The 23,309-nt window shown below is 38.6% G+C and carries 25 protein-coding genes and 1 pseudogene; 12 read left to right on the top strand and 14 right to left on the bottom strand.

Annotated features, from left to right (window positions below; translation table 11 throughout):
* The first annotated feature begins 168 nt into the window (after window positions 1-168).
* On the top strand, window positions 169-723 hold the full coding sequence (locus tag J8L71_RS08985; RefSeq protein WP_211000247.1) for a hypothetical protein: 555 nt from the start codon (window positions 169-171) through the stop codon (window positions 721-723).
* Here J8L71_RS08985 and J8L71_RS08980 read toward each other — a convergent pair.
* Complete coding sequence (locus J8L71_RS08980) at window positions 710-1,510, bottom strand: hypothetical protein (RefSeq protein WP_211000246.1); 801 nt, start codon at window positions 1,508-1,510, stop codon at window positions 710-712. The genes J8L71_RS08985 and J8L71_RS08980 overlap by 14 nt on opposite strands.
* A gap of 188 nt (window positions 1,511-1,698) precedes the next feature.
* On the opposite strand from J8L71_RS08980, the gene J8L71_RS08975 reads away from it, so the two are divergent.
* Entirely contained in the window at window positions 1,699-2,442 is a 744-nt protein-coding gene (locus J8L71_RS08975) for a glycosyltransferase family 2 protein (protein WP_211000245.1), read from the top strand.
* 120 nt (window positions 2,443-2,562) lie between these two features.
* Complete coding sequence (gene icd, locus J8L71_RS08970; protein ID WP_211000244.1) at window positions 2,563-3,834, top strand: NADP-dependent isocitrate dehydrogenase; 1,272 nt, start codon at window positions 2,563-2,565, stop codon at window positions 3,832-3,834.
* A gap of 12 nt (window positions 3,835-3,846) precedes the next feature.
* Here the strand turns inward: icd and J8L71_RS08965 are convergent, their stop codons facing one another.
* The 4 genes from J8L71_RS08965 to J8L71_RS08950 all read right to left on the bottom strand — a co-directional run bounded on the left by J8L71_RS08965 (window position 3,847) and on the right by J8L71_RS08950 (window position 6,399).
* Window positions 3,847-4,278, bottom strand: coding sequence for a hypothetical protein (locus J8L71_RS08965; protein ID WP_211000243.1), 432 nt, complete (start codon window positions 4,276-4,278; stop codon window positions 3,847-3,849).
* 410 nt (window positions 4,279-4,688) lie between these two features.
* Window positions 4,689-4,895, bottom strand: coding sequence for a hypothetical protein (locus J8L71_RS08960; protein WP_211000242.1), 207 nt, complete (start codon window positions 4,893-4,895; stop codon window positions 4,689-4,691).
* Between the two features lie 27 nt (window positions 4,896-4,922).
* A complete protein-coding gene (locus J8L71_RS08955; protein ID WP_211000241.1) occupies window positions 4,923-5,372 on the bottom strand; it encodes a GNAT family N-acetyltransferase in 450 nt (149 codons plus the stop codon).
* Between the two features lie 79 nt (window positions 5,373-5,451).
* A complete protein-coding gene (locus J8L71_RS08950) occupies window positions 5,452-6,399 on the bottom strand; it encodes a LysR family transcriptional regulator (protein ID WP_211000240.1) in 948 nt (315 codons plus the stop codon).
* 117 nt (window positions 6,400-6,516) lie between these two features.
* Here J8L71_RS08950 and aceK point away from each other — a divergent pair, with 117 nt between their 5' ends.
* The 3 genes from aceK (at window position 6,517) to J8L71_RS08935 (ending at window position 9,671) form a co-directional block, all read left to right on the top strand.
* On the top strand, window positions 6,517-8,292 hold the full coding sequence (aceK, locus tag J8L71_RS08945) for a bifunctional isocitrate dehydrogenase kinase/phosphatase (protein WP_211000239.1): 1,776 nt from the start codon (window positions 6,517-6,519) through the stop codon (window positions 8,290-8,292).
* A gap of 61 nt (window positions 8,293-8,353) precedes the next feature.
* Window positions 8,354-9,316, top strand: coding sequence for a zinc-binding dehydrogenase (locus J8L71_RS08940; protein WP_211000238.1), 963 nt, complete (start codon window positions 8,354-8,356; stop codon window positions 9,314-9,316).
* A 103-nt stretch (window positions 9,317-9,419) separates the two neighbouring features.
* On the top strand, window positions 9,420-9,671 hold the full coding sequence (locus J8L71_RS08935) for a DUF2999 family protein (RefSeq protein ID WP_007582532.1): 252 nt from the start codon (window positions 9,420-9,422) through the stop codon (window positions 9,669-9,671).
* A 70-nt stretch (window positions 9,672-9,741) separates the two neighbouring features.
* On the opposite strand, the gene J8L71_RS08930 is transcribed toward J8L71_RS08935, so the two are convergent.
* Window positions 9,742-10,242 carry a fasciclin domain-containing protein gene (locus J8L71_RS08930; RefSeq protein ID WP_211000237.1) on the bottom strand — a complete coding sequence of 167 codons (501 nt, stop codon included), beginning with the start codon at window positions 10,240-10,242 and terminating at the stop codon, window positions 9,742-9,744.
* A gap of 182 nt (window positions 10,243-10,424) precedes the next feature.
* Between J8L71_RS08930 and lepB the strand changes: the two genes are divergently transcribed.
* The gene (gene lepB / locus J8L71_RS08925) at window positions 10,425-11,075 is read left to right on the top strand and encodes a signal peptidase I (protein WP_211000236.1); all 651 of its coding nucleotides are present in this window, start codon (window positions 10,425-10,427) and stop codon (window positions 11,073-11,075) included.
* Window positions 11,076-11,110: 35 nt separating this feature from the next.
* Here lepB and J8L71_RS08920 read toward each other — a convergent pair.
* Window positions 11,111-11,464 (bottom strand): annotated as a pseudogene (locus J8L71_RS08920) (bifunctional 4-hydroxy-2-oxoglutarate aldolase/2-dehydro-3-deoxy-phosphogluconate aldolase); the annotation flags it as partial.
* 176 nt (window positions 11,465-11,640) lie between these two features.
* Window positions 11,641-13,662 carry a methionine--tRNA ligase gene (metG, locus tag J8L71_RS08915; RefSeq protein WP_211000235.1) on the bottom strand — a complete coding sequence of 674 codons (2,022 nt, stop codon included), beginning with the start codon at window positions 13,660-13,662 and terminating at the stop codon, window positions 11,641-11,643.
* A gap of 187 nt (window positions 13,663-13,849) precedes the next feature.
* Between metG and apbC the strand changes: the two genes are divergently transcribed.
* Window positions 13,850-14,926 carry an iron-sulfur cluster carrier protein ApbC gene (gene apbC / locus J8L71_RS08910; RefSeq protein ID WP_211000234.1) on the top strand — a complete coding sequence of 359 codons (1,077 nt, stop codon included), beginning with the start codon at window positions 13,850-13,852 and terminating at the stop codon, window positions 14,924-14,926.
* Window positions 14,927-14,928: 2 nt separating this feature from the next.
* Complete coding sequence (gene dcd, locus J8L71_RS08905; protein WP_104642497.1) at window positions 14,929-15,513, top strand: dCTP deaminase; 585 nt, start codon at window positions 14,929-14,931, stop codon at window positions 15,511-15,513.
* 16 nt (window positions 15,514-15,529) lie between these two features.
* Here the strand turns inward: dcd and J8L71_RS08900 are convergent, their stop codons facing one another.
* Both J8L71_RS08900 and J8L71_RS08895 read right to left on the bottom strand, forming a co-directional pair.
* Window positions 15,530-16,315 (bottom strand): CLCA_X family protein, encoded by a 786-nt coding sequence (locus J8L71_RS08900; protein WP_211000233.1) that lies wholly within the window; start codon window positions 16,313-16,315, stop codon window positions 15,530-15,532.
* A 15-nt stretch (window positions 16,316-16,330) separates the two neighbouring features.
* Window positions 16,331-16,927, bottom strand: coding sequence for a tRNA-uridine aminocarboxypropyltransferase (locus J8L71_RS08895; protein ID WP_211000232.1), 597 nt, complete (start codon window positions 16,925-16,927; stop codon window positions 16,331-16,333).
* Window positions 16,928-17,061: 134 nt separating this feature from the next.
* On the opposite strand from J8L71_RS08895, the gene J8L71_RS08890 reads away from it, so the two are divergent.
* Both J8L71_RS08890 and J8L71_RS08885 read left to right on the top strand, forming a co-directional pair.
* Window positions 17,062-17,406: an Hpt domain-containing protein gene (locus J8L71_RS08890; protein ID WP_211000231.1), complete on the top strand. Its 345-nt coding sequence runs from the start codon at window positions 17,062-17,064 to the stop codon at window positions 17,404-17,406.
* Between the two features lie 410 nt (window positions 17,407-17,816).
* A complete protein-coding gene (locus J8L71_RS08885; protein WP_211000230.1) occupies window positions 17,817-19,034 on the top strand; it encodes a pyridoxal phosphate-dependent aminotransferase in 1,218 nt (405 codons plus the stop codon).
* Between the two features lie 57 nt (window positions 19,035-19,091).
* On the opposite strand, the gene J8L71_RS08880 is transcribed toward J8L71_RS08885, so the two are convergent.
* The 4 genes from J8L71_RS08880 to J8L71_RS08865 are packed head-to-tail and all read right to left on the bottom strand — an operon-like array spanning window position 19,092 to window position 22,042.
* On the bottom strand, window positions 19,092-19,559 hold the full coding sequence (locus J8L71_RS08880) for a glycine zipper 2TM domain-containing protein (RefSeq protein WP_211000229.1): 468 nt from the start codon (window positions 19,557-19,559) through the stop codon (window positions 19,092-19,094).
* Window positions 19,560-19,614: 55 nt separating this feature from the next.
* Entirely contained in the window at window positions 19,615-20,235 is a 621-nt protein-coding gene (gene lpoB / locus J8L71_RS08875) for a penicillin-binding protein activator LpoB (RefSeq protein WP_211000271.1), read from the bottom strand.
* 8 nt (window positions 20,236-20,243) lie between these two features.
* Window positions 20,244-20,669, bottom strand: coding sequence for a YcfL family protein (locus J8L71_RS08870; protein WP_211000228.1), 426 nt, complete (start codon window positions 20,667-20,669; stop codon window positions 20,244-20,246).
* 8 nt (window positions 20,670-20,677) lie between these two features.
* Window positions 20,678-22,042: an adenine DNA methylase gene (locus J8L71_RS08865; protein ID WP_211000227.1), complete on the bottom strand. Its 1,365-nt coding sequence runs from the start codon at window positions 22,040-22,042 to the stop codon at window positions 20,678-20,680.
* Between the two features lie 386 nt (window positions 22,043-22,428).
* Between J8L71_RS08865 and J8L71_RS08860 the strand changes: the two genes are divergently transcribed.
* Window positions 22,429-23,298 carry a DMT family transporter gene (locus tag J8L71_RS08860; protein WP_211000226.1) on the top strand — a complete coding sequence of 290 codons (870 nt, stop codon included), beginning with the start codon at window positions 22,429-22,431 and terminating at the stop codon, window positions 23,296-23,298.
* Window positions 23,299-23,309 lie beyond the last annotated feature (11 nt).

Raw genomic sequence — 23,309 nt, 5'->3', positions numbered from 1 at the left:
CGGGGCTTACTGGATCAGGGTAAAAAGGTTAACCGCGGTGGTTTTTTAAAACCAGAGAGGAAAGGTACCCCAAATAAAAAATGTGTGCAAGCTATTTATTTAATAATTATTTATACTTAACTTTATCAACTGCTTATAAGCGATGCTTTTAACTATAAAAAGGTAAGTATGAATTACATAATAGTCAGCGATATTTTTGGATTAACACCCGCTTTAACCAAGTTATCAGATGCGATAACGGCTAAAACAGTGATTATAGAACCCTACGATGGTACATCGCAACCATATGATACTGAACAATATTATTATGATAAATTTATAAAAAATAGTGGCCATGATAATTACGCAGCTAAAGTTAAAAATGTATTTGACGAGCTCGATTCACCCACCGTGTGTATTGCATTTAGTGCCGGCGCAAGTGCAGCGTGGCGCGCACAGTTATTAACAGGCAATCCACATCTTAAAAAGCTCATTGGCTTCTACCCATCGCAAATTAGAAATAATTTAGATATACAAGCAACGATACCATGTGAATTTATATTCCCGCAGCATGAGCTCCACTTTAATGTTGATGACGTTATTAATTTTTTAGCGTTAAAAGCAGGTGTTAAGTGTACTAAGACGCCATTTTTACACGGCTTTATGAACCAATACTCAGTAAACTTCAACGCAACAGCATTTGATGAGTACACCTATTATATAAATAGCGCTAAAGCTTATTAAGCTGCGTTTTTGTTACCGCAGGAAAATCAGTACGTGTATTGTATTTGGCATAAAGCGTGGTAAAAACACTGCTTCGCGAGAGCTTATCAAGCTCTTTTATAAATGTTTTTGCGCTTGAACGAGCGGTTCTACAACATGCTTGATACCGCTTTATAACACTCGCTAGGCTTAGTCCTTGCTTTTGCAAGGCTAAATCAGCTTCTACAAAAAAAGCTGCCCCGGTCCAATAAACGCGTTGTTGTGCACGTTGCCTCCACATATCACTTGAAAGCTCATTAAGGGGTTGTTGCTTTGTTTTAGTTTGTAAGCGCGCTCGCTCAAACCCTGCGTTTAGGCGCTGAATAAACTGCGCTTGGCTAATTATACCGCTATCACGCATTATTACGTTTTGCATGTAACTAGCAAATCCTTCACTTAACCAAAAACCAGTGTAAGGTAGTAATGGCAAATATAAATGCGAAAGCTCATGGTATAGCGTCCAATCTTTTGTAAATGCATTTAAGTTTGCATAGCGGTCAATATGCAGCTCAAGCCCATCGGGGTTATTACGTTTTACACTGGCCCACGGCACCGGTTCAAAAGCAATATATTGAGGTTTTAAATAAATAGGCAAGGTAATTTGCTGCAAAGGGCCCAGTGTATTTTGTGTTTTTTTAAGACTTCGCTTTACCCAAGTCGATACCGTTTTTTGACCATCAAGTGATAGAGAATCAAGGTCGTAAAAAACGAGTTCTATCGAATGTACTTTTAAGGCAGTTAATAGAAAGATTAAAACTATATATTTCATTAAATCGCTCCAGTTAAGTAACTTAAATAGTATAGTAAAGTAATTTATTAAAAACCCTTTAAGGTAAAGTGTGTGATAAGCGGAGTATATTAAATGCCAAATAAATTAATTTTGACTATTTACTTTCTACATCTTTTAATCTGTTTATAATGCCTGTGCATTAGTATTGGTATTTAAAAGGAATAACATTGAAGTTATCAGTTTGTATCATTTGTAAAAATGAAGAAAGCACATTAGAGCGGTGTTTAGAGTCAGTAAAATGGGCAGATGAAATTATTATAGTCGACTCTGGCAGTTCAGATAAAACACTTGATATAGCCAAGCGCTACACAAACAAAATTGCTATTCGAGAAGACTGGGAAGGCTTTGGAGAACAGCGTAGAAGGGCTGAAGCACTTGCTAGCAACGATTGGGTGTTTGCTATTGATTGCGATGAAGTTGTTAGTGAAGAACTGCACAATGAGATCATAAATACACTTAATAAAATTGATAATAATTCTATTTTAGTGCTGAACCGTTTAACTCATTTTTGTGGCAAGTTTATTCGTCACAGTGGTTGGTACCCAAGTCGGATCGCACGTATTTATAATAAAAAAACGACTAATTATAATGCCAATTTAGTCCATGAGTCGGTTATAACAAAAGGTTGTAAATTAGTTAATTTAAAGGCTGATTTATTACATTATCAATATGAGGATCTATTCGCTTATATTAATAAACGCAATGGTTATGCAAACATTGGCGCCGATCAGTTATTAAAAAAAGGTAAAAACGTATCTATAGGAAAAGCAATTGGCTCATCATTATTTGCGTTTATTCGCCATTACTTTTTAAGATTGGGCTTTTTAGATGGTAAAGCAGGCTTTGTTATAGCCGTGATACAAAGCCATTATAGCTTTAATAAATACCTATTTGCTGATTACAGAAAGTAGCCCAAATGCAGCTTAGTTTGGTTATTTTTTAAAGTAATAACAACTATAAAAAGCAAATTACATACTTAGCTGATCAAGCGTGGTTTAATAAATTATTTTGTTATTTAAGTTAGGTGAGCCATGCAGTACCAGCATATAAAAGTACCTGAATTAGGCGAACACATTACCATTAACACCAAGGGCGAATGGTCAATTCCAAATGAGCCAATTATTGCATATATAAATGGTGATGGAGTGGGGCAAGATGTAACACCCATAATGCGCCATGTGGTTAATAGTGCTGTTGAACATTGCTACGGCTTCAGTAAAAAAATTCACTGGATGCAAGTATATAACGGCGAGCAAGCTGCAAAATTATATGATGGGGATTGGTTCCCTCAAGAAACCATTAACGCCGTGCGAGCCTGCAAAATAGCAATTAAAGGACCGTTGACTACACCACTTGGCGGAGGTTTTCGCTCATTAAATGTAGCGCTTAGACACGAGATGGATCTATTTGTAAATATGCGCACTATTAAAGGCTTTAGTGCGTTGCCATCACCTTTAAAAAATCCTTTTTTAACTAACATTACCGTGCTGCGTGATAGCAGTGAAGATGTATATTCAGGAATAGAGTGGCAAGCAGGCAGCGTTGAAAGCGAAAAAATGCTCGACTTTTTATGCGAAGAAATGGGCGTAACGCGCCTAAGGTTTTCACAGGAGTGTGGCATAGGTATAAAAAATATATCTAAAGAGGGCGCTGAGCGCCTTGTTCGGTATGCAATTAATTATGCGCTTAAAAATAACAGCGAATCGCTAACACTTGTGCATAAAGGAAATGTACTTAAATTTACCGATGGCGCATTTAAACGTTGGGGTTTTGCGTTGGCACAAAGTGAGTTTAATGCCACTGCACATGAAAACGGCCGTTGGCTTGAAATAGCCAGAGCAAATAAATCGCCTTTAATAATTAAAGAAGTGATAGCCGATAATATGCTGCAACAATGTTTAATGAACCCTGAGCAATTTGATGTGGTGGCAACAACAAATCAAAATGGTGACTTTTTAGCCGATATGCTCAGTGCACAAGTGGGGGGAGTAGGAATTATGCCCGCAGCAAACCTTAATAACGATGTCGCTTTTTTTGAGCCTACCCATGGCACGTTTGAGAGAATAGCAGGGCAAAATAAAGCAAACCCTAGTAGCAGTATTTTAAGCGCGGTTTTAATGCTTAAGTTTATGGGGTGGGATAAAAGTGCATTACTTATTGAAAACGCATTAGAGAGTGCGTTTAAAAATGCAGAGCTAACATTTGATTTAGCGCAAGCGCGCCAAGAGTTTGCAAGCGATGCTCATAACTCGACAACCTTAAGCTGCACAGACTTCGCACAAAAGGTTATCGAGCACTTTTAAGCACTTCCATTATTAAGCTGCTGATGCAGTTTTTGCTCTATGTACGCAAGGACGATTAGTTAACTGCGCAGCACGGTGGTAAATATCGTGCGCATTAGGTTCATCACACTGAGTACCGCTAAGCGTATCCATCAAGGCTACAACAATAATTGCTGGAACTTGGCAGCAATATTCATCTAAAACCGCTTCAGTTGTTTGCGCATCAACATGACAGCGAGGATGATTATGAAGCTGGTACGCGTTTAATAGAGTATCTACTTCTAATACATCATCGGGTTGATGTTTCGTTTTGCGGCATTTACAACCAAATTCATCAACTAATGTAGCTAGCGCTTGGTATGCGTCTGTGGTATTGGTTTTAGTGCATAACTGCTGGGTAATAAACTGATGTAAATTTGCATCAATAAATAACCCGTCTTGTTGTGTGAAGCTTGATGTTGTCATAATAATTACTCTTAGTTTGTTGGCTTAACTTCACTTTAGCGCCAAGAGTAATATTAATGAAATTGTTGTTTTCAATAACTGACATTGATTTTATCAATATTAAAATTGTAGCTTAGAAAAGGCAGGTTTAACTCCACTAAGCATATTTAATTAAAGTGGTGCAAAAACCTATTAAAATGCACAAAACTGGTACATGTTAAATAATAAGGAAAAACATAGTTGTGCTAGGTTTCTGATTTTAAATGTCTTTTTTCTTTTAATTAGGTTGGCATTAAGGTTGCTAAATACGAAGGGTAGGGTTCACTCCTATTTCTACGATTTCAAAAGCGCCATGGTATTTTCCCAAAGTTGAATACCATGGCGCTTTTTTATTTGAGCATTTATTTTATTTAGCTTTAGCAACAGCAATGTTAAATTTTAATAAAATAGGGAATAGCTACTAAAATACTACCCACAATTAATAACATGCTAACGCTATTCATAAAGTACGGAAATACCAATAATGATAAACCAATACAAAGTGGCACTACGGCTTTTTTTCTTCGTCCGTAAGTAAGGTAGCCAATACCAATTCCGCCAAATAGAATACTCCACGCAATTATTGATGCACTATCCATTTTTATTACCTATTTTAAAGTACTACTTCAAGTAATTACCGACATAGCCAGCTTTTCGATACCATGTGAAGGAGTCCATCTTTTGAATTCCACAAAACCATGCTTTTTATATAAATTTATTGCGGGAGTATTAGCAACCGCAGTCTCAACTCTTGCACGAGAAATATCACCCATTGCTAAAACATAATTTATTAGCTTACTTGCGATACCTTTTTTAAAATAACTAGGATCAACGGTTAAACTACAAATATCTAAACACTCATTGTTTATATTTACTTCAATAACGGCTGCTAAACATTCATTTTCGGTGAAGCCATAAAAGGTTGTTTCTGACTTTTTAATATCTTCGGCATTACGTGCTAAAGGAGGAAAGTTAAGCGCACCTATCAATTTAGCCTCAATTGCATAGGATTTTTGAAATACAGCAAATATTATATTAACTGTCTCGGTATTCTTATTATTAAGTTTGTTTATCATTACATTCTTCAACTAAAAGTAAGCCGTTAACATCATGCACAATATTGAAAGTTTCTGTGCCTAATGAGGCGTTAATAAATTACCTATCTTCTACCGTTTTAGCAAACTCGAGCAGTTCACGACGTAACCATTGGTGTGCAGGTGCATGATGAAGTAGTGGGCTCCAGATCATTTTTACCTCTATAGGGACTATTTGAAATGGCACAGGGCTTATCACTAAGTTGGTGTGGGTTGTTAATAACTTAGCTTGCCTGCGCGGTAAGGTGGCAATAAGTTGCTCTGATTGGCATAGCAAACTTGCAATCATGTAATGGCGTGTAAATACCCGTATTTTGCGAGTTTGCTCTAACTGCCACAGTGCTTCATCTACCCAGCCTAACTTTTGCTTTCCTGATTTATTAGTAACGGCAGCCTCAGGCCCCCAGCCTGCTCGGTTTACCCAAATGTGTTCTTTTTGTAGGTAATCATCAAGGCTAGAGTGTTGTAAAAACGTATTTTTAGGATGTGTTAAACAGCAGTAATTATCGCGCCATACACTGGCTTGATGAAATGAGCGTGGTAGGCCGTTAAAACGATTTATAGCTAAATCGATAGTGCCTTTTTCCATATCTTGCAGGTTTACATCGCTTGGGCTGAGCACGTCAAAGTTGATGCCGGGGTTTTTACTAAGCTGCTCGGTAATAAAAGGGGCAATTAAACTCGACTCAATGTAGTCGTTTGCCATTATTCTAAAGGTAACCTCAGCGGTAGCAGGGTTAAATTGTTCACTAGGCTGCGTAATAGCTTCGGCCATTTTTAAAAGCGATTCTATCTCTGGTTTTAAGCTAAGTGCTTTAGCTGTTGGCGTCATTGATCCTGCGGCACGCACAAGTAGCGGGTCGTCAAATAAATCACGCAATCGCTTTAATGCGTTACTCATTGCAGGTTGCGTAAGCGCGAGTTTATTTGCAGCTTTTGACACACTTTTTTCATCTATTAACACATTTAAATAAACGAGAAGGTTAAGATCGACGTTTCTTATATTCATATGATCAATTTAAATTATATGCTTTATTAATTATCTAAATTAAAGCCTGCTTGCTAAGGTGTAAACAATTAATAAAAAATAACCGCCATAACTGGCATCAATATAAGTGCTGTATTTATGCAAAATAGGCTAACAAATCAATCTAATAATGCGCTACAGCACGTTGTAGCCAGTAAGCTTGCACGATCTATTTTTGCTGGATTTGAAGCGATGTTTTCGCAATTTTTAAATATTACATTGGGTGCACAAAGCCGTTTTGAACAACAAAAATACCATGATGTACAAAGCGCTATGCGTGAGCGTTTACAAGTGTATGAGCGCGAGGTAAAAAATGTAAGTGAAGCAGTGCGAGTTATTGCTTACGCTGAACTCACTTGCCCGCAAACGTGGCAATTAGCTAAAAATATTTACGGCGATATGGTACAAAATCACGAAAACAAACCCATTGCGCATACCTTTTTTAACTCAACGTTTGGCGCAATTTGGGACGATAAAAAAATTCGTACCGTGCATTTGTTTGTATTAAAAGCAAAGTATCGCAGTGAGCCACGCTCTTATGAAAGCTTAGTAAGCAGGGTATCGCTACAGAACGGGTTTAATAACGCCGTTAAAACGCTTATTACTAATCAAGTATTTAGAGTGCCTTTTAGTCACTTAGACGCCGACTTACAAATATTGCAAACAACGTTAATGGCAGGTGCAAAGCAGCAATGCAAACAGGTGTATGAGCTTATAAATTTAAACGACGGGTTTATAGAATACGCCAACTCATTATTTTTTAGAAATAAAGCCTGTTATTTAATAGGGCGCTGTATTGCTAAAAATGGCGACAATATGCCTTTTTCTATCGCTATTTTAAATACCGCTGAGGGGCTAAAGCTTGATGCTGTAATAATGGGCGCCGATCAATTAAGTTTATTATTTGGTTTTGCGCGCACGTATTTTATGGTTGATACCGATAAGCCCGCGCGTTATGTAGATTACTTGAGCGTATTGATGCCGCACAAACAACGCTTTGAGTTATTTAACGCCATTGGTTTTATTAAGCACGCAAAAACAGAGTTTTACCGTTACAAGGTTGATACTACTAAAAATAGCCCAGCTAATTTTAAATATATAGCAGCGCCTGGCACCCCTGGGATGGTCATGCTGGTATTTACTATTGAAGGGCTTGACTACGTTTATAAAGTAATAAAAGACAAATTTAGCGCGCCAAAAACAGCTACTAAAGCACAGGTGAAAGAAAAGTATAACTTTGTAAAACAAGCCGATAGAGTTGGTCGTTTGGTAGATACGCACGAATTTAGGTATTTAGCGTTTGACCTAAGTCGCTTTAGTGACGAGTTACTTAACCAAATGAAAGCGCAAATTGGCAGCAGTATGGTTATATCGGGTAAGGCACTTATTTTAAAGCACGTGTATGTAGAGCGTAAAATGACGCCACTTAACTTGTATATCAATAGTTGTAATAACAAAGCATTACAGCAAGTTATGGACGACTACGGTAAAGCGATTAAAGACCTTGCCGGTGCCAATATATTTCCTGGCGATATGCTTATGAAAAACTTTGGTGTAACCCGTTGGGGGCGTGTTGTATTTTACGATTATGATGAAATATGCCCACTTACCGATTGTCACTTTAGGGACGTGCCAAATGCTCAAAATGCGCTTGAGGAGTTAAGCAGTAATACTTACTTTGATATAGCAGAAAATGATATATTCCCGAGTCAATTTAAGGTGTTTTTTAGCGCAAATGACGCTGCGTTTAACCATTTTAATAATTTGCACAGTAATTTGTTTTTAGCTGAATTTTGGCAAGGTTGCCAACAGCAAATAAAAGCAGGTTACTTGCCCGATGTGTACCCGTATAAACAAAGTTGGCGGTTTAAATAAAAATAACTAACCCCATCTATTAATTATTATAAATTATTAAAAAACTTAATACGGAGTAACAATGAAATATATTTCTCATGAGGGTGGCACCCTTGCATTGAGTGAAACCGACAAACCGGTTTTAAAAAGCCATGAAGTATTAGTTAAAGTTGCGGCAATAGGTGTTAACCGTGCAGATTGTATGCAGCGCCAAGGTAAATATCCGGCGCCAGAGGGCGATAGCCCCATTTTAGGTTTAGAGTGCGCAGGCACAGTAGTTGAGCTTGGTAGCGAAGTTGACAAAAACTGGTTAAATAAACGCATTTTTAGCTTATGCGCAGGTGGTGCTTATAGTGAATATGTTGCTGTAGATGCCAAACAATTAATGGAATTACCCGATGAGCTAACCATGGTTGAAGGGGCAGCCATTAGCGAAGTGTATTTAACTGCTTTTGGTGCCATGTTTGAACTCGGTAAATTACAAAAAGGCCAAACAGCGCTAATACATGCAGGGGCAAGTGGTGTAGGCGGTGCAGCTATTCAAATGGCTAAAAGTGCTGGAGCTACGGTGGTGATCACCGCAGGCACAGATGATAAATGCCAACACGCAAAAGAACTCGGTGCTGATCATGCAATTAACTACAAAACCACTGACTTTGTAGAATATATGAAAGCAAATGAGTTAACAGCTAATGTAATTGTAGATCCTGTTTCAGGTAGTTACTTAAATAAAAATGCCGCCATTGCAGCGATTGATTGTCAAATTGTTATGCTTGCCTTTTTAGATGGGCGCTTTGCAGAGGTTGATTTTGCGGCACTTTTACAAAAGCGTATTTCCTTTCATGCCTCAACGCTCAGAAATCGCAGTATTGAGTTTAAGCGCAAAGTGCGCGATGACTTAGTGGCACGTTTTTATAATGATATTGCCGCTAAAAAATACGACTTTAACGTGTATAAAACACTCCCTTGGAACGATGCAAATGAAGCGCACGCTATATTAGAGCGTAATGAAAACGCGGGTAAAGTGGTATTACTTGTAGAATAACCGTGAGATGTAACACTGAGACGTGTGTTGACGTTGTTAATGCATGGCTCAGCTAATATAATTTAGTAAATATAAAATATGTATAAAACACACAAGGTTAAAAATGAACCCAATACTAGCAATACTTAAAGAGCACAATGTAAGCGACGAAAAAGTAAAAGCATTGTTTGAAGCCTTTACTCAAAATCCAATGATGGCAATGGCATTAGTACAAGAGCTTGGTATTCCACCTGAGAAGCTACAGCAATTAATGGCCGTGGTAATGACTCAACCGCATCTTATTAAAGAGGCAACTGACGAACTTGGATTAGATTTTGAAAAAGTAAAAGAAGCTAAAGAAAAACTAAATCAATAACTTGTTGTACTATATAGAAAAAAGCATAAGTGTTCGCTTATGCTTTTTTTATTTGGTTGATTCTACACACTTACTCTTTTGGCAGAAGTACGGTGTCGATTACATGGATCACGCCGTTGCTTGCTTTTACATCAGCTTTTACAACTTTGGCGTCATTTATCATTACGCCCATGCTGTTGGCTTTAACCATAACGGATTGGCCTTGTAGTGTTTTCGCACTATCTACCTTCATTACATCGGCCGCCATCACTTTTCCAGACACTACGTGGTAAGTTAGTACCGCCGTTAGCTTATCTTTGTTTTCAGGCTTGAGTAGCATTTCGACTGTGCCTTCAGGTAACTTAGAAAATGCAGCATCCGTTGGTGCAAATATAGTAAACGGTCCTTTACCTTGCAGTGTTTCAACTAAACCTGCGGCTTTAACAGCAGCAACAAGAGTAGTGAACGAGCCATTTTCTACGGCTACTTCGACAACATCTTTTTTCATACCATGATGATCAGCATAAGCCATTGTAGAAAATCCAAAGCTTGCAGTGGTTAACAATAATGCAGTAGTAATTTTCTTAAACATGTTAATCTCCTTTAAGTTAATGCCCGTTGGTTTCATTAACTGTTACGGGCCTTAAATTTAATCGATCATTTAAAATTAGGTGTAAACATGTTTTGTTACATCCTTAATTGAACTGCAGCGAAGTAATTAAGTCATATAATGACTTACTCAATTAGAGACTTGTTCAAGTAAAGGGAATAGATATGAAACTCGTTTATAAGTTTTGGAAAAATAACCGTTCTCTCATCGTCTTCATTGCACTGATGAGTGTGTTCAGGAGTGCGGTAGCTGATTGGTACGAAGTACCTACAGGCTCAATGAAGCCGACTATTCAAGAAGGCGACAGAATTTTAACAGATAAAATGGCCTACGACATTCGTGTGCCGTTCACTCATATTAAGCTATTAAAATTAGCAGACCCACAAACTGGCGATATTATTGTATTTGACTCACAAGCAGCTGACAATCGGTTAATTAAGCGCGTAATAGGCATACCTGGCGATACAGTCGCGCTTGAAAACAATGAGCTCATTATTAATGGTCAAAAGCTTAATTATGCAGATCAACGAAGCAACATAGACTCGCTTGATAAAATTGAAAATTTGAACGGGCTAGAGCATTCGATAAGAGTGGCAAATATTCCTTCACGTTTATCAGGGTTTGATGCAATTACAATTCCTGATGATTATTACTTAGCAATGGGCGATAACCGCGACAATAGCGCTGACTCGCGTGTAATTGGTTTAATTCCGCGTGATGAGTTATTAGGAAAAGCAGAGCGCGTTATAGTGTCTCTTGATTACGATAACTATTACCTACCCAGAAAAAACCGCGTATTGAAAAAGCTCAATTAAAAAAGATGATTAACTTTATAGTTAAAGTAAACTGCCTATTTAGGCAGTTTACTTATATATTTTTTTACAAGCTTGGTAAGGTCACTACGTTCTTGTTCAGTATTTAATACCTTACAAAAATCGCCACTGACTGCAGCGCCGCAAGCGTCTGCTTCAAACCATTGTGATAAATTATCTAAATTAACACCGCCAACAGGCATTAGTTTTGCCTCTGAAAATGGGCCTTTTAATGTTATAAAGTAACCAACGCCCATACTGCCTGCAGGGAAAACCTTAATAATATCAGCGTTATATTCAATTGCATTTGCTACATCGGTAGGTGTGAGCGCGCCCATTAGTACGGGTAACCCGTGCTGGTGGGCGAGTTCGACAACCGATTTGCTGCTATTGGCGAAATATGACAAGTAAATTATGCAGCTTTATTTAGTTGCTTATTTTTGCTCTGTTGTTATCCAAAATTTGGCTCATAATTTTAATTCACATTATTTAATGAAAAGTTATACGTATAGACGCTTTTTAATTATAAAAAAACCGCTGATATCAGCGGTTTATTTTAAGTATTAAATTACATTACACGCATACCAGGCTCTGAGCCATCGTCTGGGTTAAGAATGTAGATTTCTTTACCGCCAGGGCCTGCGGCTAGTACCATGCCCTCAGACATACCAAAACGCATTTTACGTGGCTTAAGGTTTGCAACCATTACTGTAAGCTTACCTTCGATATCCTCTGGTGCGTAAGCTGATTTAATACCCGCAAACACTTGGCGAGTTTCGCCGCCTAAATCAAGCGTTAGCTTAAGTAGTTTGTCGGCGCCTTCAACGTGTTCTGCTTTTGCAATTTTAGCTACGCGTAAATCTACTTTTGCAAAGTCATCAAACTCAATTTCATCGCTAATTGGCTCTTTTGCAAGTGGGCTATTTGGGTCAATTGTTACTTTTGACTCAAGGCTTTCTTTTGATTCTTCAACCATTTTATTTACTTTATCCATTTCTACGCGTTGCATTAACGGCTTAAACTTATTAATAGGGTGGTTTACTAGTGCATTTTGAACACCATCCCATGCTAGGTCGTCATTTAAAAAGGCTTCTACATTTGCAGCCATACCTGGTAATACAGGTTTTAAATAAGTAATTAACACGCGGAATAAGTTAAGTCCAAGCGAACATACTTCGTGTGCTTCTTGTTGTTTTGCTTCGTCTTTAATTAATACCCATGGCGCTGCTGCATCAATGAATTGGTTTGCTTTGTCGGCAAGGGCCATAATTTCACGAATTGCACGGCTGTATTCGCGGTTCTCGTAATGGGCAGTAATACTTGGTGCAGCTGCTTGAAACTCTTCAAGTAGTTCTGGCTGCATAATAGTGCTACTTAGCTTGCCATCAAACTTTTTAGTAATAAAGCCGGCACAACGGCTCGCTATGTTTACCACTTTACCTACTAGGTCTGAATTTACACGTTGTGCAAAGTCTTCTAGATTTAAATCAAGGTCAATAATACCGCTGTTTAATTTAGCTGCGTAGTAATAACGAAGATACTCTGGGTTTAGGTTATCTAAATAAGTACGCGCTTTAATAAACGTACCCTTAGATTTAGACATTTTTTCGCCATTTACGGTTACAAAACCGTGTGCAAATACGTTTGTAGGCTTTCTAAAATTAGCGCCTTCTAGCATGGCTGGCCAAAATAAACTGTGGAAGTAAATAATGTCTTTACCAATAAAGTGATAAAGCTCTGCGTCTGAGCCTTCAGCCCAAAACGCATCAAAGTCGATGCCTTTTGTGTCACACAGGTTTTTAAAGCTGGCCATGTAACCAATTGGCGCATCTAGCCAAACGTAGAAATATTTGCCTGGTGCATTTGGAATTTCAAAACCAAAGTAAGGCGCATCACGGCTAATATCCCATTGTTGCAGGCCATCAGTGAACCATTCATCTAGCTTGTTAGCCATTTCTTGTTGAATAGTACCTGAGTGTAACCACTCTTTTAACATGCCTTCAAATGCGGGTAAGTCAAAAAAGTAATGCTCTGAATCTTTTAAAATAGGCTCAGCACCCGACATAACAGAGCGTGGGTTGATTAGCTCTGTTGGGCTGTAAGTTGCACCACACGAATCACAGCTGTCGCCATTTTGGTTTTCAGACTTACACGTTGGACAAGTTCCGGTTACAAAGCGATCGGGTAAAAATATGCCTTTTTCAGGGTCGAACAATTGCGAAATAGTGTGCTTTTTAATATGACCGGCATCGTTTAGACGGTTATAAATAAGTTCGCTAAATTCTTTGTTTTCTTGGCTGTGCGTGCTGTGGTAGTTATCAAACTTAATGTTGAAGTCGGCAAAGTCGCGCTGGCGTTCAATGCTTACATTTTTAACCATTTCTTCAGGCGTGATCCCTTGCTTTTGCGCATTTAGCATAATTGGCGTGCCGTGAGCATCGTCGGCACAAACATAATATGCTTCATGGCCTTGTAGCTTTTGAAAACGTGACCAAATATCAGTTTGAATGTATTCCAATAAATGGCCTAAGTGAGTAGGGCCATTAGCATAAGGTAATGCGCTGGTAATCAGGATCTTTCGCTGCGTCATAATCATTCCGAATTGAGGATAACTCATCATTTTAATAGTGAAAATGGAGATTATCAGTAATTTATCTACAAGCTATAGGACAAGAGTGCGCACAGCTTATGGATTTTTATTAATTGACTGGTGTTAATGCCCTGAATGTTACATAATTCCGTGGCACTTTTCATCAAAGAAACGCTATTTAATTGCTATGTTTGGACTGTCGAAACTATTCTCTTCTAAATCGGTGCAAAAACAACCGATTATTACTGCCTTAGCGGCGTATCGTAGCGCGGCTTTTGCCGTGGGTATTGATGAAAGCTTCATTGATTCTGTTTCTCAAAACGACGATAAATCAATACTTATAAAACTTACACTGCCATTTGCAGCGCAATCAGAAATGCCCCTTGTTGAGCAGCATGTAAGTGAAAGCTTAAGCGTGCCCGTGGTCATTGAATCTGTGGTTAGCATTAAAGAGCCTGCCAAATTTAAAGCCATTAAACACATTGTGCTTATTGCCTCGGGTAAAGGTGGTGTGGGTAAATCAACCACTGCGGTAAATTTAGCGGGTGCGCTTAAAAATGAAGGCGCAAAAGTAGGAATTTTAGACGCTGATATTTATGGGCCGTCTATTCCTATGCTGTTAGGGCTTGTGGGCGCAGAGCCACAAACCAAAGATAACAAACTCCTTCAGCCTTTTGATGCCAACGGTATTAAAGCCCAATCAATCGGTTTTTTAGTGCCAAGTGATGACGCAACAGTGTGGCGAGGGCCAATGGCATCGGGCGCACTTAGCCAATTATTAAACGAAACTGACTGGGGTGAACTTGATTATTTAATTGTAGATATGCCACCGGGCACGGGTGATATACAATTGACTATGAGCCAAAAGGTGCCTTCAAGTGGTACTGTGATTGTAACGACCCCACAAGATTTAGCCCTAGCCGATGCGCAAAAGGGCATAGCTATGTTTAATAAAGTAAACGTACCGGTGCTAGGCTTAATTGAAAACATGAGCCATTACATTTGTACTCACTGTGGTGAAGCAAACCATGTATTTGGCAAAGACGGCGCAGAAAAGCTTGCTCACAAACATGGCGTTCCAATACTAAGCCATATACCACTAGCGACAGATATTCGTGAATATTCTGAGCAAGGTAAACTTATTGCTAGCGATAACAACGCCGCAATAAGTAAAACATACAGCGCAGCAGCGAGGCTAATGGCCAGCACGCTTTACTATCAACAGCACCACAATGCGATTGAAATTGTGATTACAGAAGATTAAAAATGAGACTTTCAGACACACATATTAAAGAATACTTAAATGACGGCCGTATTGTTATTGAGCCTGCGCCAACGAGCGAAATGATTTCGGGTGTTACAGCAGACTTACGTTTGGGGAATAAGTTTAGAACTTTTAACGCACACAATGCAGCGTACGTAGACTTAAGCGGCCCTAAAGATCAGCTAAATAAAGCCATGGAATCAATAATGAGTGAAGAGATAGAGCTTGCCGATGGCGAAGCTTTCTTTTTGCACCCAGGTGAGCTTGCGCTGGCCATAACCCATGAAAAAGTAACATTACCTGCTGATATAGTAGGCTGGTTAGACGGGCGTTCATCGCTTGCTCGCTTAGGTTTAATGGTGCATGTAACAGCGCACAGAATCGACCCAGGTTGGAGCGGCAATATTGTTTTAGAATTTTATAACTCAGGTAAGCTACCACTAGCGCTGCGCCCAATGATGAAAATTGGTGCTATGAGTTTTGAAATGCTCTCAGGCCCGTGCGAAAACCCATACAACATTCGTAAAGATGCAAAATATAAAGATCAAAGCAGTGCGGTAGCAAGCCGTATTAGTGATGATAAATAACCGCCTAATATAGACATTACTCGTCAATTTTATGAAGCGCATAGCCCAGTAGTTCAAAATAACGGTTAAGCGCTTTATTTGTTTTATTAATATGCTGAGCATTTGGGTATATTAAATTACTGCTTTTTAAGCCACTGACCAAAAAGCTATTTTGAATAGTGCTGTGGGCATCTATGCAGGCTTCAAAGCAGCGCGCTGCTAATTCCTCAGGCATGCTCATGTAGTTCATGTTATGCGCTTGGTCGTGTTTTATGCACATTTGTACAAATTCATTCGCATCTTCCCCATTTATATCTAAAAATACGTTTTTGTAAAAGTCGTTAAGCGCATTATTAAGTGGGTGCGATAAATTAGGTGTGTTTGAAAGCCAAAGCTTTGATGCAAAACCAAAGCGAGGTTTTGCTGCAAATAAATGCTCGCTTATATGATGATCAAATGCATGAAACCATTCATGGGCTAATGCGCCGCCACCGGCATTTTTTGCAAGAGCAAGCGTTTGGTCGGCGGCATTATAATGTGCTTGCACACCTTTTTGCCCGCCGTGGCCAAATGCAAAATTAAGTTTACCGCGAAGGCCAATTGCTTTGGGCGGTAAATGCAATATTTGCGCAAGATCCGCGAGGGCATCGTAAATTAAATTAGCACTAATAAAGCGCTCTTCTTTGGTTACCCATTTACCCACCACCATAGATCTAAATCCAAACGTGTTTCTTATGTCGCTAAAGTCGACTTGGTCATCAAAACGATAGTCAGGGCCTTGGCGGGTAAAGCCTCGTTTTAATCTATTGGGGTAATTACGCATTTAAGTTTATGTCGCTTAATATTGGTAACGTGCTTTTACGTGCTCAGGCATGTGTTGGGTTTGTTTTTGTATTAATTCATCCAATAAATTATAAAGTGGGGCAGGGTTTAACTGCTCTATTAAAAACAGACTATGTGCAACAGCTTCAAGTGTTGAGAGGCTATCAGCGCGTGGGGCTTTGCGAATTACGTAACGGTTTTTAGGCAATTGTTTAAAGCTGACTGTTTTAAATTGGTTTAATAAAGTGGTGAGCTGAAATATTTTGTAAGCTTTTTTCCATGTGCCATCTATTACGACTAAATGAGTGATATTGTTTAACTTTGTGCTTTGAGCTTTCTCATCTAAATTTATTGCAAGCTCATTAGGGTAAAGTAAAACCGTTGTTTCTAAAGGCAGGCTTTTTAATATAGCAAAGTCGTTATTATTTTCACCTTTAATTATTTGGCAATCGTTAAGGCTTAAATTAAGTAACTTAGCGGTATTCTTCGCTATTTTTTCTTCACTAGGGTGTTGTAGAATAATAACGCTCACACGGTTATTAACTTGCTCAATAGCATTACAAATACAGGTTGAGATAGAAAAACTACAATTATTACAAAGAGTGCGTGCCATTTAATAAACTTTTTTCAGTATGATCCTCATAATTATACATTTATGAGGTAATTAAGTTGGTTTTTTTTACGCATCAATATACAGTAATAGAATTGACATAGATTTAACACGGATAGTTTTTAAGGGCTTAAAATATGACACAAATTAGTATTGATGAATCTGCATTAGAAAGTATGGAATCGTTATTAGGTGAACAATTTCCGGATACGCTTGATTTTTGCTGCGCAGAATTTGAACGTTTAGGTACAGATGTTATGGCAACTATTGGCCAAGATAAAGAAGCGGCTATTCGAAATTCTCACAGTTTAAAGTCTAACGCTGCACAGTTTGGCGCATCAAGTTTAGCTGAAGTTTCTCGTATTATTGAACAAAGCTTAACTGTTGACGATTTAGCGCAAGCAACCGATGCTTCAAATAATCTGATGGAGCAAGTTAAAGGCTCGCAAGTTAAATTAAACGAGTGGTTAGCGTCTCGTTAAAATATGCAGCTTAAACGTGAATTTATTTCAGTATTAAGCGTCTAAATTGACTGGCACTTTACGCCTTTGCTAGGTTAGTCTAAATACTCACTAGGGTGTGTTGATCTTTCGGGATTGAATTTGCAACGTGTGTCTGGTTTTGAGGTTAGGCAGAGCCTATGTCGTGGGATTTTCCACACAAAAAGGCGATAACGACGTATAAAATTCAAACACGCATTGCCCAGAAGGGTCTTCCTAGGGCTATTTTCTCTTTGTTACTCAATTTTTACTTATTCTTACATAGATGTAAGCCAGTAAGGTAACACAGGAGCCGCTAGCGAGCCCACTAGGTTACAAATCCCGCGTGATTAAATCACCCCTAGATTGAACAAACTTAATCCATAAAGCTAAAATACCCTAAAGAGGTAATAATGTCTGAAATTAAAAAGAGTCACAAATTAGAAGGTGTATGTTATGACATTCGTGGGCCGGTTTTAGCACAAGCTAAAAAAATGGAAGACGAAGGACAAAAAGTATTAAAACTGAATATAGGTAATCCGGCCGCTTTTGGCTTTGATATGCCAGAAGATATGCACCGCGATATTATTCGCAATTTATATTCAGCCCAAGGTTACTGTGACTCTAAAGGCCTCTATTCAGCTCGAGTGGCCGTTTATCAGCATTATCAACAACGTGGCTTACATAATCTAGATGTAGATAACATTTACATTGGCAATGGCGTAAGCGAGCTTATTCAAATGATCACCCAAGCGCTATTAAATAATGGCGACGAAGTGCTTATTCCTGCACCTGACTATCCTCTTTGGACTGCATCGGTGACGTTATCTGGTGGTAACCCAGTGCACTACCTGTGTGATGAAGAGCAAGATTGGTTTCCGGATATAGCAGACATAAAAAGTAAAATTACATCTAAAACAAAAGCTCTAGTGCTAATTAACCCTAATAACCCGACAGGTGCAGTTTACAGCGACGATTTACTCATGCAGCTGATAGATATTGCACGTGAGCACAAGCTATTACTGTTAAGTGATGAGATTTACGAGAAAATTTTATACGATGGTATAACGCATACGTCTATTGGATCACTTTGCGATGATGTGCCAATTATTACTTTTAATGGCTTAGCTAAAACGTATCGTGCTGCCGGGCTAAGAATGGGCTGGATGGTTTTAAGCGGACGTACTTCGGTTATGGATGATTTGAGAAAAGGCTTAGAAATACTATCATCTATGCGTTTATGTGCCAATGTACCGGCGCAATACGCAATTCAACAAGCGTTGGGCGGCGTGCAATCAATTGATAGCCTAATAGATCCAGGCGGGCGTTTATACGAGCAAAGAGATATTGCTTGGCGCGGTTTAAATGCAATTGAAGGTATTAGCTGTAAAAAACCCAAAGGTGCATTGTATGCATTTGCTAAAGTAGATACAGAGCATTTTAACGTTAAAGACGACGAAAAAATGATGTACGATCTGCTAAAAGCCGAAAAAATATTACTTGTTCACGGTAGGGCATTTAATTGGCCTGAACCTGATCACTTTAGATTAGTGTTTTTACCAAGCAAAGATGACTTGTCGGATGCAATGATTAAAATGAAGCGTTTTTTTAAAGATTATCGACAAGTGTAATTAATATAATGCATAAAAAACGAGCCAAATTGGGCTCGTTTTTTATAAATATCTAGACTAGTACGCTTTATCTACACGTACTGTGTTATCACTTAAATAGACTAATCGCACATTGTCGCCTCTGCTAAAACGCATTGACTGGTCTTGATCTTGAACTACCATAAACTGGTCGCCATTTTCGACTTGTATTAACAGTTCAACAAAATTATTTTGCTGATAATGGCTTTGCTGCTGCTTATTATGTGCAACACTTCCGCCAATAACTGAGCCTAAAATAGTTGCCACTGTGCGCCCACTTCCGCCACCAAACTGATTACCTATTACGCCACCTAGTAACGCGCCGCCGAAGGTTTTCCAACCGTTGTTTTTATCTTGTATGAGTTCTTGTTCGGTAATATTACGCACCGATTTTACATCACCAAATAAAACCTGTTGGACAGGTACTGCTTTATTTCGCTCATATTGAGCAAAAGTTGGCGTGCTCACACTAAGTAGGGCACACATTATTAATGTTATAGCTTTCATAATAATCTCCTATTGGTAGCCTTTATGGGCTTATTAGCCCGTAAAGGCCTAGTAACTACCAACCAAATGTCGATTTTTCTTTAGTTTTACGAATTTCAGTTTCGTCAGCCCATTCTACAAGGCCGCTTTCCATATCCATTAAGCGCATTGTAAACTTGTAATAAACATCCGATTTATCAGCGTTTGACTTAACAATGCTCGATAGGTTTCCGTATAACATGTATTGCGCACCAATTTGCTTACCAAAGGCAACGGCTGTTGCTGGGTTAACAAGGGCGTCTTCGTTTTGAAAATTAAGTTGTTCACGCACTGACTCAACACGCGTCATATCTACAAAACGAAACTTACCACTGCGAAGCATTTGTGTAGAGATTGAATCGGTGATTGATTCTGTATCAATGTGCTCGCTGGTTTTGTTTTTAATACGCTCTACAAATACAACAGGGCGCTTGTTAGCGGTCATTGTGCCAACAACCGGCGAGCTTAATAATGAGTCGGTCATTTGGCTGGCCACTTTTTGTAAATCGGTAGAGCCAAAGTTAATATCGGTTGTTTCTACAGCTTGTGCATCGCCGTAACTTACCACTGCTTTATTTGCACAGCCGCTTAATACTAACGCGCTTAAACCTACTAAAGCATAAGTAGATACTGTTTTAAATTTTGTATTAATCATTATTGTTTCCTCTAATCTTTAAATTCTTGTGATTCGGTAGATACTTCTCTAACAGCTAAAGAGAACGTAACCGCATCAGTGCTTGGCGCTAAGCCCGGTAATTGAGTTTTTGCAAAACCAAATAGGGTAAGTGCTTGCCAAGGCGAGTGATTGCCTTTAATTATAAAGCCGTCTTTATCAAACCAATTAAATTGGTACTGTAAATATTGTGACTTTTTGTATTGGCTAGAAAGTGTGACTACCACGTCTGTTAACTGGTTAGTTTGACGCGTTTTTACATTAGTAATAGCCAGTTTGTTACCTAAATCTGGGTTATCAACACGCAACTGCTCGTTAAAATTGTTTTTGCTTTGTTCAACTGATATTCCTGATGTAACAGGTTGGGTTGCACATGCACTTAGCATTAAGAATGCAAATAGTGGCACTATGTATTTCATGATGACTCCTAGAGTTGGACTACATGATAGTTAAAGTAGTTATTAATAGAGGTTAGGTAAATTAACGTTAACCCTTGCTTACTAACGGTAAAGTTTATAGGCGGATGATTACCTATATTTAATGAGTGCTCGCCTGCATTAACGCTACTGCGAGCTACACTTATTTGATTAGGAAGTGTAAGCCAGCTGCGAGTGTCGGCTTGCTCAGACGCTAGATTATAAATATTGGCCAGTATATTTCCTACGTCACCTGCGCTGCGGGCAAGCTCAGCTCTGACTTTTTCTTTAGCGACTAGGCGCAGTACTTGGCGCGCTACTTTTGCAGGTATTTGTTCTTCTAATGTTTTTGCTGCAAGTGCTTCTATATGTACTAATGGGCTTAGCTCTAAACTTTGTGAGTCTATGTTGATATTATTTGCACCACGCACGTAGGCGTTATCTTTATATACTGGCATTGCAAGGCTATAAAAACGCGCATCGCCACCGGATGTATATATAGGTAGGCGTAATTTAAATTCATCTTGTTTAGGCACTAAGCCTTGTTCAAATAGCACAACTACCTCGCCTTGACTTGCAGGTATGCTTGATACATCGCTATAACGCTTTTTAAATTCAGCTAAGTCTTGATCAAACCCTTGTTTTTTTGCAAGACGCATTACATCACGCTGTAAATAGATATTGTTTGGCTGTATAGCTAATGCTTTTTTGTAATCGATGTAAGCATCGTCATATTGTTTAGCGCTTTGATAAAGCAAGGCCGATAAATAAAATGTGTACGCATTTTGAAAGCCATTTTTAACGTCTCGTGTAACGTTACTCATGCTTGGGTAGTGTTGCTGCGCTTCTTTTACTGTTGAGTCTATGTCTGTTTGGTTTTCTTCTAAAGCGTCTACTTGTACTTTGTTAGCACGGCGTACTTCTACAAGTGCGCCTTCAATATCATTTTTATAAACATAATTTAATGCTTTAAAACTATGTAACATGCTCATTTCGTAAGCGGGCGGTACATATGTAATGGCTGAGTCGTTAGTAAATAATGCATTACTTTGCTCAAGCCCTGCACTTAACTGAACTTTTGCAGCTTCTCGCTTATTTTGCATTTGCGTATACACATTTTCAAACTTGGTTTGAGCATCTGATGGGGCATTAGCTAGGTCGTTTAAACGCGCTTGTTCTAATTGGTTTAATAAGTAGCTGCTGTGCGTAGTGCTATTTTTAGCAATGAGCGATTGTGCTTCTTCGAGATTATTATTTTCGATCGCATGTCTTACAGGTGTCATTTGAGTGGCGTAGTCATTAAATAGGTCGTTAAAACCCATTGTGCTACAACCACTTAAAATACAACAAAAGCTTAAAATTATACTGCGGCGCACTGAGCACTCCTCTTAATTTACTTTCATACATTAACATGTTTTTTTTAGTTATATGTACGAAACATTGTAAGAAATCGTAGAGTAATGTTGGTGAACAATACGTGAATTTTTATATTCAACACATTGCTTTATACAAATACTAAATCAATTGCTGAGTGGCAGGATAAACATAAACTAGGGTTTTATTAAAATATAACCTTAAGCGTAAAACTTAGTGCTACGAACGGCGGTTATTGGTTTCTAAATGCATAACCTAATTATATAAAAACACACATTCTTTGCACCACAAGGCTAATCCTGTTTAAATGAATCGCCTTCTAAGTTTGATTTATGAAATTAATTCGATTGCTTTAAAAAGGCTAATATTTTTGTTTTAAGGAATTTTTTTGAAAGCCACTTTATATACACTTATTGCTTTAATTGCGTTTGCCGCAAATTCTTTGTTTTGCCGTATGGCGCTCGCGCAAGGTTACATAGACCCGTGGAACTTTACTATTATTCGCCTATTGAGCGGTGCTGCCTGCCTAGGGATTATAATGGGGGTTTATAGTTACAATTTAAAACGTAAAGGTGCATTTAACTATGAAATTTTAAATGATAGAGGGAGCTGGCGAAGCAGTATTAGTTTATTAGTTTATGCGCTGTGTTTTTCAATAGCATACGTAGAGCTAGATACTGGCACTGGTGCACTTATTTTATTCTCAGCGGTGCAGTTAACGATGATTGGCTGGGGAATTTATAAAAAAGAGCAATTAAGTGCATTGCAATGGGCAGCATTTATTGTGGCGTTGGGTGGTTTTGTGTATTTAATGCTGCCATCAGCCGCTGTGCCTTCAGTTTTAGGCGCATCCCTTATGGCATTAAGTGGCGTAGCGTGGGGTATTTACAGCATACGCGGTAAAGTATGTGTATCGCCGCTTCGTACTACTAGCTTTAATTTTGTTAGAAGCTTAGTGGCTGTACCTATTTTATTGCTAGTGGGTATGAGCTATATAAAAACGGTGAGCATTGAAGGAGTTTTACTAGCATGTGCGTCAGGTGCGATAGCATCAGGTGTTGGTTATAGTATTTGGTATGTAGCTATGCCGCTACTAAAAAGTACACAAGCCGCTGTGGTGCAATTATGTGTACCGGTACTTGCAGCTGTAGCTGGGGTGCTGTTTTTGTCTGAGCAATTAACGGTTGAATTTGTAATAGCAAGCTCACTAATACTAGGGGCTGTGCTGGTCTTTATATTAAATAAGCATAAAGCCTAGTGATTAAGTAA

It is taken from the genome of Pseudoalteromonas sp. MMG007 (genome assembly GCF_018100985.1).
GTDB lineage: Bacteria > Pseudomonadota > Gammaproteobacteria > Enterobacterales > Alteromonadaceae > Pseudoalteromonas.
Note: the sequence above shows the minus strand (reverse complement) of the source record. Positions and strands in the feature narration are given on the sequence as shown.

Coding starts and splice junctions, on each gene's coding strand:
- J8L71_RS08950 (WP_211000240.1), bottom strand. CDS start 6,399: ATGAATATAAGAAACGTCGATCTTAACCTTCTCGTTTATTTAAATGTG.
- icd (WP_211000244.1), top strand. CDS start 2,563: ATGCAGTACCAGCATATAAAAGTACCTGAATTAGGCGAACACATTACC.
- J8L71_RS08980 (WP_211000246.1), bottom strand. CDS start 1,510: ATGAAATATATAGTTTTAATCTTTCTATTAACTGCCTTAAAAGTACAT.
- J8L71_RS08955 (WP_211000241.1), bottom strand. CDS start 5,372: ATGATAAACAAACTTAATAATAAGAATACCGAGACAGTTAATATAATA.
- J8L71_RS08890 (WP_211000231.1), top strand. CDS start 17,062: ATGACACAAATTAGTATTGATGAATCTGCATTAGAAAGTATGGAATCG.
- J8L71_RS08965 (WP_211000243.1), bottom strand. CDS start 4,278: ATGACAACATCAAGCTTCACACAACAAGACGGGTTATTTATTGATGCA.
- aceK (WP_211000239.1), top strand. CDS start 6,517: ATGCAAAATAGGCTAACAAATCAATCTAATAATGCGCTACAGCACGTT.
- J8L71_RS08935 (WP_007582532.1), top strand. CDS start 9,420: ATGAACCCAATACTAGCAATACTTAAAGAGCACAATGTAAGCGACGAA.
- J8L71_RS08960 (WP_211000242.1), bottom strand. CDS start 4,895: ATGGATAGTGCATCAATAATTGCGTGGAGTATTCTATTTGGCGGAATT.
- J8L71_RS08985 (WP_211000247.1), top strand. CDS start 169: ATGAATTACATAATAGTCAGCGATATTTTTGGATTAACACCCGCTTTA.
- J8L71_RS08880 (WP_211000229.1), bottom strand. CDS start 19,559: ATGAAAGCTATAACATTAATAATGTGTGCCCTACTTAGTGTGAGCACG.
- J8L71_RS08885 (WP_211000230.1), top strand. CDS start 17,817: ATGTCTGAAATTAAAAAGAGTCACAAATTAGAAGGTGTATGTTATGAC.
- lepB (WP_211000236.1), top strand. CDS start 10,425: ATGAAACTCGTTTATAAGTTTTGGAAAAATAACCGTTCTCTCATCGTC.
- J8L71_RS08900 (WP_211000233.1), bottom strand. CDS start 16,315: ATGCGTAATTACCCCAATAGATTAAAACGAGGCTTTACCCGCCAAGGC.
- J8L71_RS08895 (WP_211000232.1), bottom strand. CDS start 16,927: ATGGCACGCACTCTTTGTAATAATTGTAGTTTTTCTATCTCAACCTGT.
- dcd (WP_104642497.1), top strand. CDS start 14,929: ATGAGACTTTCAGACACACATATTAAAGAATACTTAAATGACGGCCGT.
- J8L71_RS08940 (WP_211000238.1), top strand. CDS start 8,354: ATGAAATATATTTCTCATGAGGGTGGCACCCTTGCATTGAGTGAAACC.
- apbC (WP_211000234.1), top strand. CDS start 13,850: ATGTTTGGACTGTCGAAACTATTCTCTTCTAAATCGGTGCAAAAACAA.
- J8L71_RS08930 (WP_211000237.1), bottom strand. CDS start 10,242: ATGTTTAAGAAAATTACTACTGCATTATTGTTAACCACTGCAAGCTTT.
- J8L71_RS08870 (WP_211000228.1), bottom strand. CDS start 20,669: ATGAAATACATAGTGCCACTATTTGCATTCTTAATGCTAAGTGCATGT.
- metG (WP_211000235.1), bottom strand. CDS start 13,662: ATGACGCAGCGAAAGATCCTGATTACCAGCGCATTACCTTATGCTAAT.